The organism is Poriferisphaera sp. WC338, from assembly GCF_050931845.1.
Taxonomy (GTDB): Bacteria; Planctomycetota; Phycisphaerae; order Phycisphaerales; family Phycisphaeraceae; genus Poriferisphaera.
Window position 1 is genome coordinate 3,240,610 of record NZ_CP194516.1, and the last position, 15,508, is coordinate 3,256,117.

Genomic DNA, 15,508 nt, shown 5'->3' on the forward strand with positions numbered 1-15,508 from the left:
ACTGCTTTTACGATCTGCCAAACTTGATCGTCATTGCAAATCGAAACAATTCATCCAGTAATACCTTTCTTCTTTCTAACGTCCAATCGTTTGGCTTTTCATCCAATCCCTTCATGCCATGCTCCGTCGCGTGTACACGGTCGTGCACCACTACCTTTACAATCACATCATCCCGCTCACCGGCCAGCGTATATAGCACCGCATAAATCCGATCCAGCGCCGCAGTCTTACCCGCTGCATCCTTCTTCACAATCCACGACCCCTGCGCCCAACGATCAATTGCAATTTGCGAGCCACCTAAAATGGCAGCGTCATAAAACGTTTCAAGCTGCGTCACCTCGCCCCACTTGCGATCCACCATCAGAAAGTCAGCTGCCACTTTGAGCAACGACATCTCTCGTGCCATCGGGTCAACCTTCATGTCCAACGGCCTGCCCCACAGCACCGCATAGTATCGCCCCGCGTGATCCGTGAACCGCACATACCGCATCCCCAGCCCTTCATCGATCCCGTCCTTCACCTCATCGCCCGGCCACTCCAATTGCGGCACCTCACAACTCATAAAACCATCCGCCGATACATATCGATCCCCTGCAATCTTCCCCTCAATGAGCTTGTAGCGAATCTTCACGCCGCCGTCTTTCGCCTGTTCATTCCCTCTACCTTTGGCGTTTTTTTTAATCCCCTCTGAAGCCATCACCGCATCATGTCGCTGCGCCATACCACTCGTAGTCGTTTCCGAACTCCCTGCGCAGCCCATCAGCATTAGCACCAAACCGCCCATCATGAACATCATCTGCTTCATTGCATCACTCACGAAAAAGCCCGCCCCCACCACCGTCGACAACCTGCTGCCAAACACATGAGCAAACACCCACCATCATCACAGTGTTGGCGTGCCGCTATCTCATCTCCCTCACATTCAACACGCCAGCCTACACATTACCGGACACACCGCAAAAAGCCTCCCAATAATTTCGACTTTTGACTCAAGCCCACCGCGGTCCTTAGCCGATTACCCCATTATGACCAATGGAATCGCCGCATTAGCTTCAGCCACGACACACGCACAGTTGATGAATCAAGTCAACACCGCGGTGGCAAAGAAGACGCTCGACAACGCCAAAGCGCAAGGCGATGCAATGGTTTCGCTGCTTCAAGATTCGGTCCAGATGCAACAAGATGCTATCCGTGCCAACCCGCATCTCGGCAACATGATCGATGTCAGCGCCTGATTCAACACGAAATTTCCATCACCACCGTGTGATGAGACACAATACCAACACCCCACCAACGTCCAGAAGTGCAGGCTCCCCGCCTGTACTTCCTTTTTTTAACCAGCGTTCACATTCTTCCGGAAGCAAACCGTGAACGAAACCGTAACCCCCTACAACAACTTCCAAAATACGCGCCACTTCGCATCGCTTGATGGCCTCCGCTGTTTCTGCATCCTCGCAGTCCTCTGGCATCACAGCATCCGTCCCGAAAACCTCCCCCTCCAATCACTCACCAGAGGTTTCCTCGGCGTCGACATGTTCTTCGTCCTCTCAGGCTTCCTCATCACCGCACTGCTCATCCGCGAACGCACCACCCACGGCAACATCAGCCTCCGCGCCTTCTGGGCTCGCCGATCGCTGCGCATATTTCCCATCTATTATCTGATGCTTTTCGTGCTCGCCATCATGTACCTCGTCACCGCCGCACCCGATGATCCCAACCGTATCTTCTTTTTCGATAACCTCATCTACAACCTTACCTACACCAGCAACTGGAACCTCACCCCCGAAACCAATCTCTCTCCGCTCTGGTCACTTGCTACTGAAGAACAGTTCTATCTCCTCTGGCCACTCGCCGAAGTCTTCGCCTCCAAACACATCAAACTTGTTTTCTACTTCACACTCCTCACCATAAGCCAAGCGTTCAATTTTGGCTTTCTATATGCACTGCTCCCAACCAATACAGCCACCTACCTCAGCCAACTCGAAGTCATGCAATGCTCCTTCACTCCGATCCTCCTCGGCGTGGGACTCGCATATCTCCTTCATCACAAACCATCTTTCAACCTTCTCGCCAGCCTGCTCCATCACCGCTTCACCCCCTTCATCATCACGATCATCCTCTTTGCCTTGATCGAATGTACCCCCGCCCAAATCATTGGCTACCCGCGTTTGCTTATCCAACTCGCCATGACCGCGCTCACCGCAGCTGTCGTCATCCGCGAAGATCATTTCGCCCGCCCAATCCTCGCCTTCAAGCCCATCGTCTTCGTCGGCGCCATTTCTTACGGCCTCTACCTCTACCACCCCTGGACACTCCACTTCACCCGCATCCTCTATCAGAAAATGATCGCGGAACAGAGCTGGCCGCTCATCGACTTTATCCTTGGCTCGATCATCTCCATCTCTATCGCAGCACTCAGTTTCAAACTTTTAGAAACTCCCATCCTCAAACTCAAACACCGCTTCTCCCGCACTCTTACCTCCGAAAGCAAATCGCCCATACTCGAATCGTCAAAAACCCCTTAAAAACAAACATAAAAACACAACACCGCTTCCCCCCCCCCATCCCCACCAACAACAACGCTTACGTTATCGCCTTTAAGGCCCGGCCGGCAGCTTGGAGGCCATTTAAATTCTTTTTTTCAACTACACCTTCGAAGCTACAATGACTTTTTGATGGCAACAAAGCACACACAACCAGCTCAAACCCGCATATGTAAACGCATGATCTATAAACTCACCTTGATACTCCTGATACCGCTTCTGTTTTCATGCAAACACACCAAACCAATTCCGTCGATACTTGAGAAGACCTCGCAGTCCAACCAAACGGCTCATCCGAAAAATCGAAACGACTATCTCGAACAACCTCATATTGACTTACCGATTCGATTTAAAGATTTTAGTTTTTATTTAGATGGGGGTAGCTTCGAGTTCATTGCCGTAGATGCAAATAGAATCCGCTATGAATTTAAATTAAACAATCCAACCGAAGAAGTTATTTTTAATGATAAAACTGCCAACTGCCACCTTTATGTAAAAGGACTTTGGCTAGGCTCAACAGAATTGACATACATCCCACTCAACTCTCCGGAAAGTGCCGCCGTTCTGCAATTCATCACGCACGCATGGAACCAAACCCGCACTAGCAATAAAAGATTAAAAACCCTCTTCCAGAAATATCAAGAACGTGACAAAGAGTATGCCAAATGGTCATTCTACGTGTACACCATCGAACAAGGAGTCAAAGACGACGAAATATTGGGGTGGGACTGTCTATTCGAGATCAGAGATTTAATTGTCAATCAAAAACTCAACTAACACAAAGCTCCGCCTTACAGTAATATTACACCCCCAAAACCTCACCCACCGCCATCACCACTTGATCATGGAACTTGCCGTTGGTGGCGATGACGCCTTTGTTGGCGCTGAGTGTTTTACCTTTTGAAAAATCTAACGGCTTGCCATAAACATCGGTCACCGTGCCGCCAGCTTCCATCACCGCCATCGCGCCGGCGCCGTGATCCCAAATCTTCTCCTGATAATCCTTCCGTGTCGGCAATCGTAAATAGATCTCTGCATCGCCGCGCGCAATCGCGGCATACTTACACTGGCTGTCGATCCGAAATGGCTCAGTCGTAATGCCAAGCTTCGCGGCAATCTCGGCTGACTGCGATTGATTGCTGTGGCCGCTCTCGACGGATTCGCAAAACTTCGCTTTGGCGAGATCATCGACATCACTTACACGGATCTCAGTAACCTGATGCACATTACCAGCCATTGGCGCGATGCATGCGCCTTGCCCTTTGACTGCGGTGATGAGCACGCCGGTCGCATCAATGCCGCCAGCTTTGCGGGGGGCGAGTTGCATGTTGGGGCAGCCGAGAACTCCCATGGTCAGTTCGCCCTGTTCAATCTTGGCCAGCGCGATGGCGTATTGTTCCCGCCGAAGGAAACCTTTTGTGCCATCAATGGGATCGAGGGTCCAGTACATATTGCGGCCAACCGGGTCGGCGCCGCCGACATCAATCCACCGCAGCACTTCTTCTGCGGACATTGGCTCGTCCAGCAAGCCATTCACCAACTCAACTACCGTGTCCCGCAGTCCAGTGTTTTCCACTTTCTGCAGGTCCGCGGAATCTTCCTCGCCAATGACCGCGACGCCTTCAAATGACTCGGCGAGCAGGCCACACACGATCGCCTGAGATGCATAATCCGCCACCGTAACCGGACTTTTGTCTTTTTTTTCCATCGAGTCCGCGTCCACCAACCGTCGCTGCACCTCCCGACAAATTACCCCTGCTGCCTGCACCGCACTGACCGCTACTTCGAATTCATGACCCTGCTCTGACAAATCACTCATAACCACATTTCCTGTTATTGAAAACCTGCTTTAAGCCCCGGTAACCAGCACATCTTCGCCCGCTTCCCACATTTCGGCAAATTTCCTGCCTGACGACGTGCATCAACGGCAACATCAATATAAAATGATCCGAATATCCCTATTTGCATTGCCGGAGTGATCACATGCAAGCCGCCTGGAATTACCAAATCGAAGATGCTGCCCATTCTCCTTTGCTTGTCTTCTACGAAGTCACGCGGGCGTGTGACTTGGTCTGCAAGCACTGCCGGGCGTGCGCTCAACCGCAATCCCACCCGAACGAGATGGACACGGCTCAGTCAAAGAACTTTCTCAAGCAACTCACCACTTTTCCAAAGAAGCCGATCGTCGTCCTTACCGGCGGCGACCCGCTGAAGCGCGATGACATCTTTGAACTCATCGAGTACGCCACGCAAGACTGTAAGCTTGATGTTTCGTTCGTACCATCCGCAACGCCATTGCTTGACGATGATGTTCTAAAGCAACTTAAAGCGGCAGGTATCTCACGGCTCGGATTATCAATTGATGGCGCTGACATTGAAACACACGACGAACAACGCGGCATCCCCGGTACATTCACCCATGCGATCAACATCCTCAAGCGAGCACATGAGCTCGGCATCGAAACACAGGTCAACACCACGATCACCAAAGCAAACGTCAATCAGATTGATGCGATGGGCGAGTTGATGGCGACATTGAATATCGCGCTCTGGTCGGTGTTCTTTTTGGTGCCGGTGGGGCGTGGGTTAAATGACCTGCGGATCGAGCCACACGAATACAAGAAAGTCTTCAAACAGATCAATCAGCAATCGGCCAAGCATAAATTTGCGGTGAAGACCACGGAAGCACCGTTCTTCCGTCGCTACATGATTCAGAATCTTCATCAACAAAAAGAAAATGGCGAAGCAGCAAGGAACGGCCACGCTCTCAAAGAAAAAACCAATGGTCACGCCAATGGACGCGCCAAACCATCACTACGTTCCGGATCCAAAGCTCCGCTCGGTATCAATGACGGCAAAGGTATTATGTTCGTCTCACATATCGGTGATGTGTATCCCTCCGGATTCCTCCCAGCAAACTGCGGCAATGTGAAGTTTGAAACCGCGGTGGATATCTATCAAAAGCACGAAACATTTCTCAAGCTCCGCCGGCCCGAACTGCTCAAGGGCAAGTGTGGCTACTGCGGCTTCCGTGATGTATGCGGCGGGTCGCGTGCCCGAGCCAAAGCCGTCACCGGCGATATGTTTGCTCCCGAACCCGATTGCGAATTCTGCCCTCCCGCATGGTTGGATCATCTGGAAAATCAGCGGACCGCAGCACATTCTGCCCCCGACATGCACACCACCGTCGACAAAATCGTCAACCTTGATCTTATTTGTGATGACGCATGTACCTGCCAACAGTGTGCCCCAGATCACGTTGAGCTTTCCGCTCCCACACAACCCACAGCACCACCGGTTGTCTAATAAACGGTTAGACAACAAAACCATGTAAACAATAGATAAACAGAACTCCCCTTAGATTTCGAAACCCCTGACGCCTGCAGGAGATCAACAACATGTTCAGTGTCAGCAACATCCTTGCGAATCATGCCGCCGGTAATGAAGACCTTCGCTACGGTCATACCCATCGTGACCGTGGCACGATCAAATCCGAACACAAACTCTATCCTGATGCTCCACGACCGGTCGTAGTCTGGGCAGTGACCCGCGCATGTAATCTGCGATGTGTACATTGCTATGCCTCCGCTGATGCAAACCCCGCACCCAATGAGTTGCCCCACGAAGAAGGCATCGCGTTGCTGGATGATCTGAAAGCGTTCAATGTACCAGCCGTACTTTTCTCAGGCGGTGAGCCGCTATCACGTCCCGATACACTTGAACTGATCGCCTACGCCAAATCGCTCGGCATCAATTGCACGCTCTCCACCAACGGACTACTGATTGATGATGCTACTGCACATAAGCTTGCTGATATCGGCCTGAAATATGCAGGCATTTCAATTGACGGACTACGTGAAACACACGACAAACTTCGTGGCCTCAAAGGAGCTTTCGATCAAACACTCACCTCTGTGAAACGCTGCAAGGATGCTGGCCTGAAAGTTGGTGCGCGTTTTACAGTTCATGCTTTGAACATGCACCAGCTTGATGACATCATCGATCTTTCCATCGAACACAACATTGATCGTCTTTGTGTGTATCACCTTGCCTACTCAGGACGCGGTGGAAAAATGCAGAAAGTTGATCTTACTTCCGATCAGACCCGTGAAGTAATTGAGCGCATTTTTGAACGTACTGCAGAGTTACATAAGCTCGGCACACCACTTGAGGTATTGACTGTAGGCAACCACGCCGACGCGGCCTATGCAATTTTGAATATTGAAAAAACTGATCCTGATAAAGCTGCACAGATCCACGAACAACTACGTGGCACTGGCGGCAACCGCTCGGGCTCAAACATCTCCTCCATCGATCCAATGGGCAACGTCCACTACGATCAATTTTCGTGGCACTACAACTGCGGCAACATCCGTGACAAAAAGTTTTCACAGATTTGGGCAGAAGCGACCGATCCACGGCTGGCGCAGTTGCGTGATCGCAAAGCGATGCTCCCGGAAAAATGTCAGGGCTGCCGCTTTCTGGATATCTGCAACGGTAATCTGCGAACTCGCGCCGAAGCGGCTACCGAAGATTGGCTCGGCATGGACCCTTCGTGTTATCTGAATGATGAAGAAATTCATTCACAACCTGCCGCGACCTCTGCGACCTAATCAAGATTCAAAGCAGATTTAGATACTGCAATAACCAAGACCTGCCCACGTCATCATTGATGTGGGTTTTTTACGTTATAATTGATCTTGTAAATAATGTTCACATTCACAAAACACCCGATTCACGACGAAGATGGTAACATTGGTTTCATTGACAACCAGGGCAATCTTGTCGTCCGCCATGAAGGCCTCGCGTTTGTCCAAGAGAACGATGATGATCTCTACGGTGCCATAAACTACTCCTGAAACTGGATCATTAAGCCGGCATTCACTTTCGGCCACTACTTTGAAGATGGCATCGCATATGTCGAATATCCAAACGGCGAAAGTCATTACATCGACAAACAAGGCAACTCCATTTGGCAGGACTGTACAAACCCCTGATCCTCTCCAAACTTCCAACAACTCTTCACAAACCTATTTCGTTCAATCATTGGGCCGTTTACAATAAGCTCCCCAAAGGAGTACCCCCGATGAAAAGCCAATGTTTAGCTGTTCTTTTCTGTTTGACGATCTGCGCTTCGCTTATGGCAGCACCGCAAGCTAGCCCCGCACAAGCCAATCCTCGCCTGCCGTTTAATCCCGACACACTTCCGGAAAGGCCAGACCGCAAAACTCCCCGGGGACAGCGCATCGTTGTTCTCGCCGACGCCAACTCATCTTATGGTGACGATACATATCGCAAAGATGTCCATCAGCTCATCAAGATCATCGCCACCGAACTCAAACCCGACATCGTGATCTCTGCAGGCGATCTGATTGCTGCACAAAAGAAAGGCTTCAAAGAACCTCTACTTCGCAAGATGTGGGCCGGCTTTGACCGCGCGATCACCAAGCCACTCGATGAAGCCGGCATTCCCTTCGCACCAACCCCGGGCAATCACGATGCTTCTGGTTACCCTGCATTCAAAATCGATCGCGACATATTCCGTGATCATTGGAATAACCCCAAACATAAACCTGATCTCAACTTAGTTGGCTCGCTCAATAACTTCCCCACCTATTACGCCCACTCGCTCGGCAAGACACTCTTTCTTTCACTCAATATCACCACAATGGAGCCGCTCAGCGATACACAATGGGCTTTCATTGAGCAAACACTTGCTGATCATGCTGACCAATACGATAACATCTTCGCAACGTCTCATGTCCCACCCTACCCGATCACGCATAAACGTGAAAAGCAAACCATGACCCGGGCCGATGCCAAACGCATCAACAAATTATTTGCCAAGTACAGAGTCGATGCTTTCTTTACCGGCCACCATCACGGCTACTATAAAGCACGCAAAAACAATCTGAATCTTGTCTCACTCAATGCCTGCGGCAACGGGCCGCGACTGCTCATCGGCACCAAAGCCCCGCAAAAACAATCTATCGTCGTGATTGATATCGAGAATGGCAAGATCACGCAGTGCTTCGCGATCAAGTCTGACAACACAGTTTTTGATGATAAAACCCTCCCACTCAAACTCGTCTATGAAGACATCACACTCCATCGCTTTGATCAGGCTGAAGCGGATAAGAAATGAGATGAGCGATCTCTCATCGACATAAAAATGGAGAGGCACATGTTCCACTATGCAACTGGCAAAATCGTTATCGTTGGCGATCACGTCTTATTTGACGGCAGCGAAGGTACTATTGAAGCGATTTATACGCCTCTAACCGAAGATGCTCGAGACTACAGTTGCTATGAAACAGGCGGCGTCATGATTAACACAGAGCAGTTCGGGCTTATTCTAATGACACCACCGGATCGCGATCAATGGGAAGATCTTGAACTACAAAGCAGAGCAGCGCATTAGAATCCGCCGCCATCTTCACCGCCAGCCGGCGTGAAGGCAAGATTGTTAAACCGTGTCGTGCCGCCGTCGAAGTGCAGCTTCACCACGCCGGTCGGACCGTTACGCTGCTTGGCGATGATCAACTCCGCGATGTTGTTGTCCTGATAATCTTCTTCGCCGCGGTGATAATAGTCCTCGCGGTGCAGCATTGCGACGACGTCAGCGTCCTGCTCGATCGATCCCGATTCACGCAGATCACTCATGCGTGGACGGTGGCCCTCGCGGCCTTCTGATGAACGATTGAGCTGTGACAGACAAATCACCGGTACACTTAGCTCACGTGCTAACGCTTTAATCCCACGCGAAATATTCGATACTTCCTGCTGCCTTGAATCCGCACCCGGCGCACTCATGAGCTGCATATAGTCGATCATGATCATCTTGATGCCGTAGCGGGAATACAATCGGCGTGCTTTGGCCCGCAGGCCGAGCAACGTCAGGCCCGGTGTATCATCAATATAGAGCGGTGCTTCAGATAGATCACCGACCGCCATCGATAGTTTGGCAAAGTCGTCCTGATTTAACATGTTCCTACGCAGCCGATGTGAATCCACACCAGATCGTGAACACAGCAGGCGCTGCGCGAGTTGCTGCTTACCCATTTCCAAACTGAAAACGGCGCACGGCACGCGGCTACCTGCCGCCACATTCTCACACACGTTTAGCGCAAAGGCAGTCTTACCCATCGAAGGACGGGCAGCCACAATGATCATCTCGCCCGGCTGCAAACCGTTGGTCATCTCATCGACTTCGTAGTAGCCGGTCTGAATGCCGGTGCTGACTTCGGACATTTCAAGACGGGTATAGGTTTCATGAAGAAGCGAGGTAAGGTCGGACGCTTCTTCAGTCGACTTGTCTTCTGCAATCTCAAAAATGTTTCGCTCAGCCTTATCCAGCAAATCCTGCACTGGCTGATCGCTGTTGTAACAATCGTATAAAATCTGGCCGGCACTTTCGATCAGGCCACGAAGCGTTGCCTTGTCCTTCACGATCTTGGCGTAGTAACTCGCATTGGTCGCACTCGGTACGGCCTCTGCAAGTTGCACGAGATAATCCAATCCACCTACCTGTTCAAGCATCTGCTTATCAACAAGCCGTTGATTGAGTTGCACCATGTCGATTGATTGCGTTTCGTCATAGAGTTGCACAAGCGCATCGTAAATTACGCCGTGGGCTGGCTTGTAAAAATCTTTATTGCCGCTGAGAATCTGAACGACCTCACCGCATACGCGCCAGTCCAAGATCATCGATCCCAGCACCGCGGCTTCTGCCTCCACCGCATGTGGCGGGAGCTTCTCAAACAGTCCCGCAAGATCGACTTTACGCTCCTCACGATCTTTGCGCTTCCAATTTTTACCGTTTCCGTTACTCTCTTCCATGCCCACACTCTACCACACCACCATCCTCTCGGCTTCTTTCTTCATTGCCCTGACTACATCCTGTCACCAACTCTGTGCATAACCTGTCGAAACAACAATCCCTCCCTCAATGCCAGCTAAATCGTCAGCATGTGCGCAAAAAGAACCCTCACCGAAGTGAGGGTTCGAGACGCGATAACGAGGGATCTGCTACCAAAGATTGCTCATCACACAGAGCGTCATTGATTTTGAACTTGATCTAGAACCTACCACCACATCATGTGGCAACCAGATCACCCTCGCGTCATCATTGTCTTAGGCACGGTTACGACGACGACGTGCAATCATCATTCCGAGTGAGACCAAGCCCATACCTGCTGCTGCTGGAGTCGGTACCGCCGTCGTGCCATATTCATAGTGGAAACGGGCGCCCATCACTTCGTTTTCGTATTGTGGCTTACACCAGTTCAAATCATCAACATCGCTGCTGAAGACGAAGGTCAGTTCAAGTGACCCACCGTTGACCATCATTTCGATTTCACTTTGAGTCAGGTAAGCAGTGCCGGAATGCATCTGAGCATACTGAGTACCAACGTCATTTGAAGGATGGTCAAAACGATCATCGCCTGTGTTGTTGTTGAGCCAAGTACCAAGATCAATCGCGTTTGATGTACCCGCATTCGCGATCACCTGAACGTTCTCATAGGAAGCATCAAAGTCGCCGCAAGCCCACACCTGCAACCAGCCACCGCTTGTGACGTTGGTTTCAAGATTGTCGAAAGTCATGGTTTCAGTGTATGAACCGTTTCCACCTTGCCCCCAGCCGATGATTTCATCTTCAACTGTTACTGATCCCGCTTGAGCTTGGCCAACACCTACGCCCAAAAGTGCCACAGCTGCCGCAGTCATCATTCCTCGTGTCATTGCATTCTTCATGTGTATTACCCTCGTCGGTTAATGTTATTCGATTTAAGAAAGGATCGCGTTTAGTTCCTTTCGCTGACGAGTAATGTTTACAACATAAAAATCACGCCACAAACTTTTCGAGCAGTATTCTGCAATTCATTGTCTTACCACATACCAAAACCCATTAAGCTGCGTAAGCTGTGCGCCCGGTAGCTTCTGTATGCCTTTGTTGATTTACAGCAACACAATTTATAAGCCATCTAATCATTAAATAGACGCTCTACTTCGCTAATCGTTACAGACGACACAACCAACACAACACTTCTTTACCTCCCGCTAGAAAAACACCAGCAACCTGCGCACATCAAAAAACCCCCAATAAGCGGGGGCTTTTGTATCTATATAAGGTACAGGTATTCGTCGCGAACTTGGCTTACGCTTTATTGTGGCGACGACGTGCGATGAGCATGCCGAGTGAAACTAACACCATGCCTGCTGCTGCAGGTGTTGGAACTGCAGGGGTACCACCACCAGGCTTGCCAGCGTTGTAGTGGAAACGTGCACCAACACGCTCATTAGGATTGTTTTGAAGCTCATCTACGTTAGGGCCAAAGCTAAAGGTCAACTCAAGCGAACCTCCTGAGATCAAACTCTGAACTTCAGAAGCGGTGAGGTAGGCTGTACCGGAAACTTCATAGCTGTACTGATTGCCCTGGTCGTTAGTCGGGTGACTAAAATCATCGTTTGCAGTATTGTTATCAAGCCATGTCCCAAAATCCATAGCATTGGACTGACCCGCATTCGCCACGATACTAATATTTTCATCGTGACGGTCAAAATCACCAAACGCCCAGACTTGAAGCCAACCGCCACCGATAACGTTGGTATTCAGACCGTTAAAGGTGATGGTAACATCGCTCGGTAGGCTTGTGCCCCAACCGGTCTCACTGTCAGATACAGTCACAGGTGCAGCTTGAGCTTGCCCCAAACCTGTAAACATTGCCACAGACGCAACTACAGCACAAATACTCTTTTTCACGTGTTTCATCTCTTCCCCTCTCTTAAGGTTGTAGATAGATAGGATATAAATTAATCAAATAACACCAAAGACGGGCACTCTCTCCGTCAATCACATATTGGTATATGTATCACGTCCGATATCTCAATGCAACCTGAGGCTACAGTAAAAATAATCACACACCTACAGAACCTACTAGATCTGGGAATATAGATAAAATAGGAAACTTCGCCTTCCTCAATGCCTATAAACTCAAACTCTAATCAACAAAAACACCCGACTTCGAAGCCGGGCATTCTTCATTCACTATTCTATACACCGCTTAAATCTGCAAGATGTGTTACTCACCACCTTCTGGCTCAGGCAACCTGTCGCAAAAGTCGCCTAGCTCTTTCAATGTCGGACTCTTCGCATTCCGTACATAGAACCCACTTGTTCCCGTGCCACAACACAAACTCTCTGCAAGATCCAAACCTGCAAGACGGCCCAAGCAATAGCCCGCGTTAAAATTATCACCTGCGCCGGTCGACAGTTTGGGGTTCTCAACAAACGGTCCCTTGAAGTACGCACTACTTACACTGCCATCTGCTTCTAAAACAGCGCCACCCGCTCCACTTCGCGGATGAACCACCACCCCACTGATTCCCATTTTTTCTCGCACTGCAATGCATCGCTCGATCACCGTCTCAAATGGATCGCCCGGCACGTCAATCCCAAGTACCTTCGACACCTGCAATGATTCATTCAAATTCAACCCTAGCGTCACATCCACCATTTTATTAAGCCGACTACAAATCGTTAATGCATCTTTCAAGTCCGCCTCGGGGCGCTTCGCGGGGTCAGTCAAATCAATAAAGATCATACGGCGTTTGCCGTCCACCTCTTTGTCACACTTCGGATAAACTTCCTCTAACATGTATGTCCAGATCTTGTGCACCTGTGCACACATCGTCCAGTTCACCATGCCAATAAGTTGTGACCGGTTTACGATCTCAAAAAACTTTTCATCACTGATCGCGTTCCGTAGTGTTGCTACATCCACTTCATTCAAACACTGGTACTTTCCGATCATTAGCTTGCCATCTTCAAACTCCAGCGCATCGGTATGCCCTGGATCGGCAATCGGATGAACTTCTGCACGTTCAGCCATCTCACGAAAGACAGGGTCGATCGTCGGATAGCCTACAGCCCCAACGTATGTCACCGCCAAACCTGCGCGGCTCATCGCATTCGCCATGATTGGGCCATTCCCACCCAATTTTCGAAGACGTGTTACCAGTTCAAAATTTGCACTCTTACCTGCAGCTGCACTGATCCGTTCGCCAAATGTCGCAATCGTCGGCATGGCAGTATAGTTTTCAGCATCCTCCCGCTTATCCACCACAGAAATAATCGAATCGACAAAGCCGTCAAATCCCAACATCACTGGCGTCTGGTCCACACGATCCATAAACCCGTGCAGCCCGGCTGCGGCACGCCTTGCAATCTCTGTACGCTCATTCATCAGTCAAAACTCCCAATCAATCCGATGATCTATATTTCTGTCATACCACTCCCGCCCATCACCAGAACCACTGTAACAGGCTGCAACTAACCATATCCCCGATCCCAGCCCTGCTAAATTAACCGCGCTCACCCGCCCATGCAAACCGCCCGCAACACCTCACTTAAAAGCGCACACGCGGCCCCACTTATCCCTCGCAGCATATTTCTGCTCAAACTATAATCGCACCATGACCTCTGGAAGCCAACCAGCTATTGCCGCTCCCTCTCAGATTCAGCCCCAGACATCGCCACCTCTCCAGCTCAAACCTTTACATTTTTTATTGGCCTTCCCTGCTGCATTCTTCCTTCCCCGCTTTACTCTGCGCCGAACCGATCATCTCTCATTGCTCAAAACAACCCTCTTCGCAACCTTCAGCATTATCATCGTCACCACCCTTACCGCACTTATCTGCTTTGCTTATGAATTCAAAGTCGACGAAGACTTGCCACTTGGCCTTGTGGCTCAATGTGCTGGCGAAACCGTTGAGCTGCTTCAAGTGCAAATCCGTTCATACCTCGGCCTCACACTATTCGCGATACTGTACCTTCTCTACTGCAATCTGACTGCCATTCCCTCCGCCATCCTCACCACCATCTGGTCGCCTCAGGCGGGTAAACTCCACCATACCTTCATCCACAACCTCAAGCGTCTCCAACGCCTCACCCCGCACCTCCTTCTCATTTTTGCTCTGCATTTACTCGCGGTCAGTTACCTCGATACCGCCTATCGCAGTTATTGGGAAGCCTATAAATCTGATGGCTATGAACAACCATGGGAACAACTCCCTTGGTTTCTCAAGGAGCGCACACTCGTCAAGTGGTATCTCACCCTGTTCATATTCGCTTACCCGCCACTGATTCTACTTGTATCTCTCCGCATTCCTGCACAACATTGGCACCCACGCACGCTGGTCGGCTCATTTTCTCGTTGGCCTGCCCGCTGCCAAACCTGCGGATACCCCACATTCCCAAACCAACCTCCGAACAATGATCACTGCACTGAATGCGGAAAACCTCTCTCTCTACCTGTGTCTAATCAATGCATAGGCGCTCCCATCAGTACAAGACCTTCAATTAAATCTTTCTTCGCCACCCTAAGCCTCGCAATTTTTGCTCCCATCCGCAGACTCTCCGTCATACTGCCTAACCACAGACCCGTCAGCGGCACCGGTAGATACCTCCTTTACGCCAACTTCCTGCTTATCCCCATCAACATGATCATCTTTACCGTCTTCTTCGCCCTGATGTATGCACTTGGCCACGTTGGAAGCAGCGTTTCCATCCTCGATATCTTCAACCCCGAAGTTATCGCTGGCTTCCTTACTTTCCAACTCATCACCACCCTCGTCTTTATCTCCCTCACCCTCGTACTATCACTTGTCACCGCGACTATCTTCACCCTCAAGTACAAACACAACATCTTCCCACTCACATCTCAGCTCGCCATCTATCTCTCACCCATTCTTATCTTCACTTACCTCGCTACCGGCCTTGCGATTCTATTTATTTCTTTTCTACTTGCTGATATGCTTGCCGAATTCCGTAACCCCACGCTCTGGTTTTTCTTCTACGCCACCTTCTGGCTCCCCCCTCTCGCAGGCATCATTTTCTATCTCGTCAAAATCTCCCGCGGTATCTCCACCTCCAAACATACCCTCCAATAACATCAAATCTTTAC

15 protein-coding genes are annotated in these 15,508 nt (G+C 50.2%); 8 read left to right on the forward strand and 7 right to left on the reverse strand.

Annotation, left to right across the window (positions count from 1 at the left end; genetic code table 11):
- Window positions 1-7: 7 nt before the first annotated feature.
- Window positions 8-874: a hypothetical protein gene (locus ACQ6WK_RS13400; protein ID WP_432797885.1), complete on the reverse strand. Its 867-nt coding sequence runs from the start codon at window positions 872-874 to the stop codon at window positions 8-10.
- A gap of 151 nt (window positions 875-1,025) precedes the next feature.
- Between ACQ6WK_RS13400 and ACQ6WK_RS13405 the strand changes: the two genes are divergently transcribed.
- The 3 genes from ACQ6WK_RS13405 to ACQ6WK_RS13415 all read left to right on the forward strand — a co-directional run bounded on the left by ACQ6WK_RS13405 (window position 1,026) and on the right by ACQ6WK_RS13415 (window position 3,320).
- Window positions 1,026-1,235 (forward strand): YjfB family protein, encoded by a 210-nt coding sequence (locus ACQ6WK_RS13405; protein ID WP_432797886.1) that lies wholly within the window; start codon window positions 1,026-1,028, stop codon window positions 1,233-1,235.
- Window positions 1,236-1,367: 132 nt separating this feature from the next.
- Window positions 1,368-2,525, forward strand: coding sequence for an acyltransferase family protein (locus tag ACQ6WK_RS13410; RefSeq protein ID WP_432797887.1), 1,158 nt, complete (start codon window positions 1,368-1,370; stop codon window positions 2,523-2,525).
- 150 nt (window positions 2,526-2,675) lie between these two features.
- Complete coding sequence (locus ACQ6WK_RS13415; protein WP_432797888.1) at window positions 2,676-3,320, forward strand: hypothetical protein; 645 nt, start codon at window positions 2,676-2,678, stop codon at window positions 3,318-3,320.
- A gap of 25 nt (window positions 3,321-3,345) precedes the next feature.
- Here ACQ6WK_RS13415 and ACQ6WK_RS13420 read toward each other — a convergent pair whose 3' ends face one another.
- The gene (locus ACQ6WK_RS13420; protein ID WP_432797889.1) at window positions 3,346-4,362 is read right to left on the reverse strand and encodes a 3'(2'),5'-bisphosphate nucleotidase; all 1,017 of its coding nucleotides are present in this window, start codon (window positions 4,360-4,362) and stop codon (window positions 3,346-3,348) included.
- A 164-nt stretch (window positions 4,363-4,526) separates the two neighbouring features.
- Here ACQ6WK_RS13420 and ACQ6WK_RS13425 point away from each other — a divergent pair, with 164 nt between their 5' ends.
- The gene (locus tag ACQ6WK_RS13425; protein ID WP_432797890.1) at window positions 4,527-5,849 is read left to right on the forward strand and encodes a TIGR04053 family radical SAM/SPASM domain-containing protein; all 1,323 of its coding nucleotides are present in this window, start codon (window positions 4,527-4,529) and stop codon (window positions 5,847-5,849) included.
- Between the two features lie 92 nt (window positions 5,850-5,941).
- Complete coding sequence (locus tag ACQ6WK_RS13430; RefSeq protein WP_432797891.1) at window positions 5,942-7,156, forward strand: radical SAM protein; 1,215 nt, start codon at window positions 5,942-5,944, stop codon at window positions 7,154-7,156.
- 75 nt (window positions 7,157-7,231) lie between these two features.
- On the opposite strand, the gene ACQ6WK_RS13435 is transcribed toward ACQ6WK_RS13430, so the two are convergent.
- Window positions 7,232-7,558 (reverse strand): hypothetical protein, encoded by a 327-nt coding sequence (locus ACQ6WK_RS13435; protein ID WP_432797892.1) that lies wholly within the window; start codon window positions 7,556-7,558, stop codon window positions 7,232-7,234.
- A 71-nt stretch (window positions 7,559-7,629) separates the two neighbouring features.
- Here ACQ6WK_RS13435 and ACQ6WK_RS13440 point away from each other — a divergent pair, with 71 nt between their 5' ends.
- A complete protein-coding gene (locus ACQ6WK_RS13440) occupies window positions 7,630-8,688 on the forward strand; it encodes a metallophosphoesterase family protein (protein ID WP_432797893.1) in 1,059 nt (352 codons plus the stop codon).
- 39 nt (window positions 8,689-8,727) lie between these two features.
- Window positions 8,728-8,964 carry a hypothetical protein gene (locus ACQ6WK_RS13445; RefSeq protein WP_432797894.1) on the forward strand — a complete coding sequence of 79 codons (237 nt, stop codon included), beginning with the start codon at window positions 8,728-8,730 and terminating at the stop codon, window positions 8,962-8,964.
- On the opposite strand, the gene dnaB is transcribed toward ACQ6WK_RS13445, so the two are convergent.
- The 4 genes from dnaB to ACQ6WK_RS13465 all read right to left on the reverse strand — a co-directional run bounded on the left by dnaB (window position 8,961) and on the right by ACQ6WK_RS13465 (window position 13,789).
- Window positions 8,961-10,382: a replicative DNA helicase gene (gene dnaB, locus ACQ6WK_RS13450; protein ID WP_432797895.1), complete on the reverse strand. Its 1,422-nt coding sequence runs from the start codon at window positions 10,380-10,382 to the stop codon at window positions 8,961-8,963. The genes ACQ6WK_RS13445 and dnaB overlap by 4 nt on opposite strands.
- A gap of 294 nt (window positions 10,383-10,676) precedes the next feature.
- Window positions 10,677-11,297 (reverse strand): hypothetical protein, encoded by a 621-nt coding sequence (locus ACQ6WK_RS13455; RefSeq protein ID WP_432797896.1) that lies wholly within the window; start codon window positions 11,295-11,297, stop codon window positions 10,677-10,679.
- 403 nt (window positions 11,298-11,700) lie between these two features.
- Window positions 11,701-12,315 (reverse strand): hypothetical protein, encoded by a 615-nt coding sequence (locus ACQ6WK_RS13460; RefSeq protein WP_432797897.1) that lies wholly within the window; start codon window positions 12,313-12,315, stop codon window positions 11,701-11,703.
- Window positions 12,316-12,625: 310 nt separating this feature from the next.
- A complete protein-coding gene (locus ACQ6WK_RS13465) occupies window positions 12,626-13,789 on the reverse strand; it encodes a PfkB family carbohydrate kinase (protein ID WP_432797898.1) in 1,164 nt (387 codons plus the stop codon).
- A gap of 229 nt (window positions 13,790-14,018) precedes the next feature.
- Between ACQ6WK_RS13465 and ACQ6WK_RS13470 the strand changes: the two genes are divergently transcribed.
- Complete coding sequence (locus ACQ6WK_RS13470) at window positions 14,019-15,494, forward strand: hypothetical protein (protein WP_432797899.1); 1,476 nt, start codon at window positions 14,019-14,021, stop codon at window positions 15,492-15,494.
- Window positions 15,495-15,508 lie beyond the last annotated feature (14 nt).

What these genes read in the sequence shown, in the direction of transcription:
- ACQ6WK_RS13460 (WP_432797897.1), bottom strand. Translation starts at nt 12,315, where the DNA reads ATGAAACACGTGAAAAAGAGTATTTGTGCTGTAGTTGCGTCTGTGGCA.
- ACQ6WK_RS13440 (WP_432797893.1), top strand. Translation starts at nt 7,630, where the DNA reads ATGAAAAGCCAATGTTTAGCTGTTCTTTTCTGTTTGACGATCTGCGCT.
- ACQ6WK_RS13470 (WP_432797899.1), top strand. Translation starts at nt 14,019, where the DNA reads ATGACCTCTGGAAGCCAACCAGCTATTGCCGCTCCCTCTCAGATTCAG.
- ACQ6WK_RS13465 (WP_432797898.1), bottom strand. Translation starts at nt 13,789, where the DNA reads ATGAATGAGCGTACAGAGATTGCAAGGCGTGCCGCAGCCGGGCTGCAC.
- ACQ6WK_RS13455 (WP_432797896.1), bottom strand. Translation starts at nt 11,297, where the DNA reads ATGAAGAATGCAATGACACGAGGAATGATGACTGCGGCAGCTGTGGCA.
- ACQ6WK_RS13405 (WP_432797886.1), top strand. Translation starts at nt 1,026, where the DNA reads ATGACCAATGGAATCGCCGCATTAGCTTCAGCCACGACACACGCACAG.
- ACQ6WK_RS13415 (WP_432797888.1), top strand. Translation starts at nt 2,676, where the DNA reads ATGGCAACAAAGCACACACAACCAGCTCAAACCCGCATATGTAAACGC.
- ACQ6WK_RS13420 (WP_432797889.1), bottom strand. Translation starts at nt 4,362, where the DNA reads ATGAGTGATTTGTCAGAGCAGGGTCATGAATTCGAAGTAGCGGTCAGT.
- ACQ6WK_RS13430 (WP_432797891.1), top strand. Translation starts at nt 5,942, where the DNA reads ATGTTCAGTGTCAGCAACATCCTTGCGAATCATGCCGCCGGTAATGAA.
- ACQ6WK_RS13425 (WP_432797890.1), top strand. Translation starts at nt 4,527, where the DNA reads ATGCAAGCCGCCTGGAATTACCAAATCGAAGATGCTGCCCATTCTCCT.
- ACQ6WK_RS13445 (WP_432797894.1), top strand. Translation starts at nt 8,728, where the DNA reads ATGTTCCACTATGCAACTGGCAAAATCGTTATCGTTGGCGATCACGTC.
- dnaB (WP_432797895.1), bottom strand. Translation starts at nt 10,382, where the DNA reads ATGGAAGAGAGTAACGGAAACGGTAAAAATTGGAAGCGCAAAGATCGT.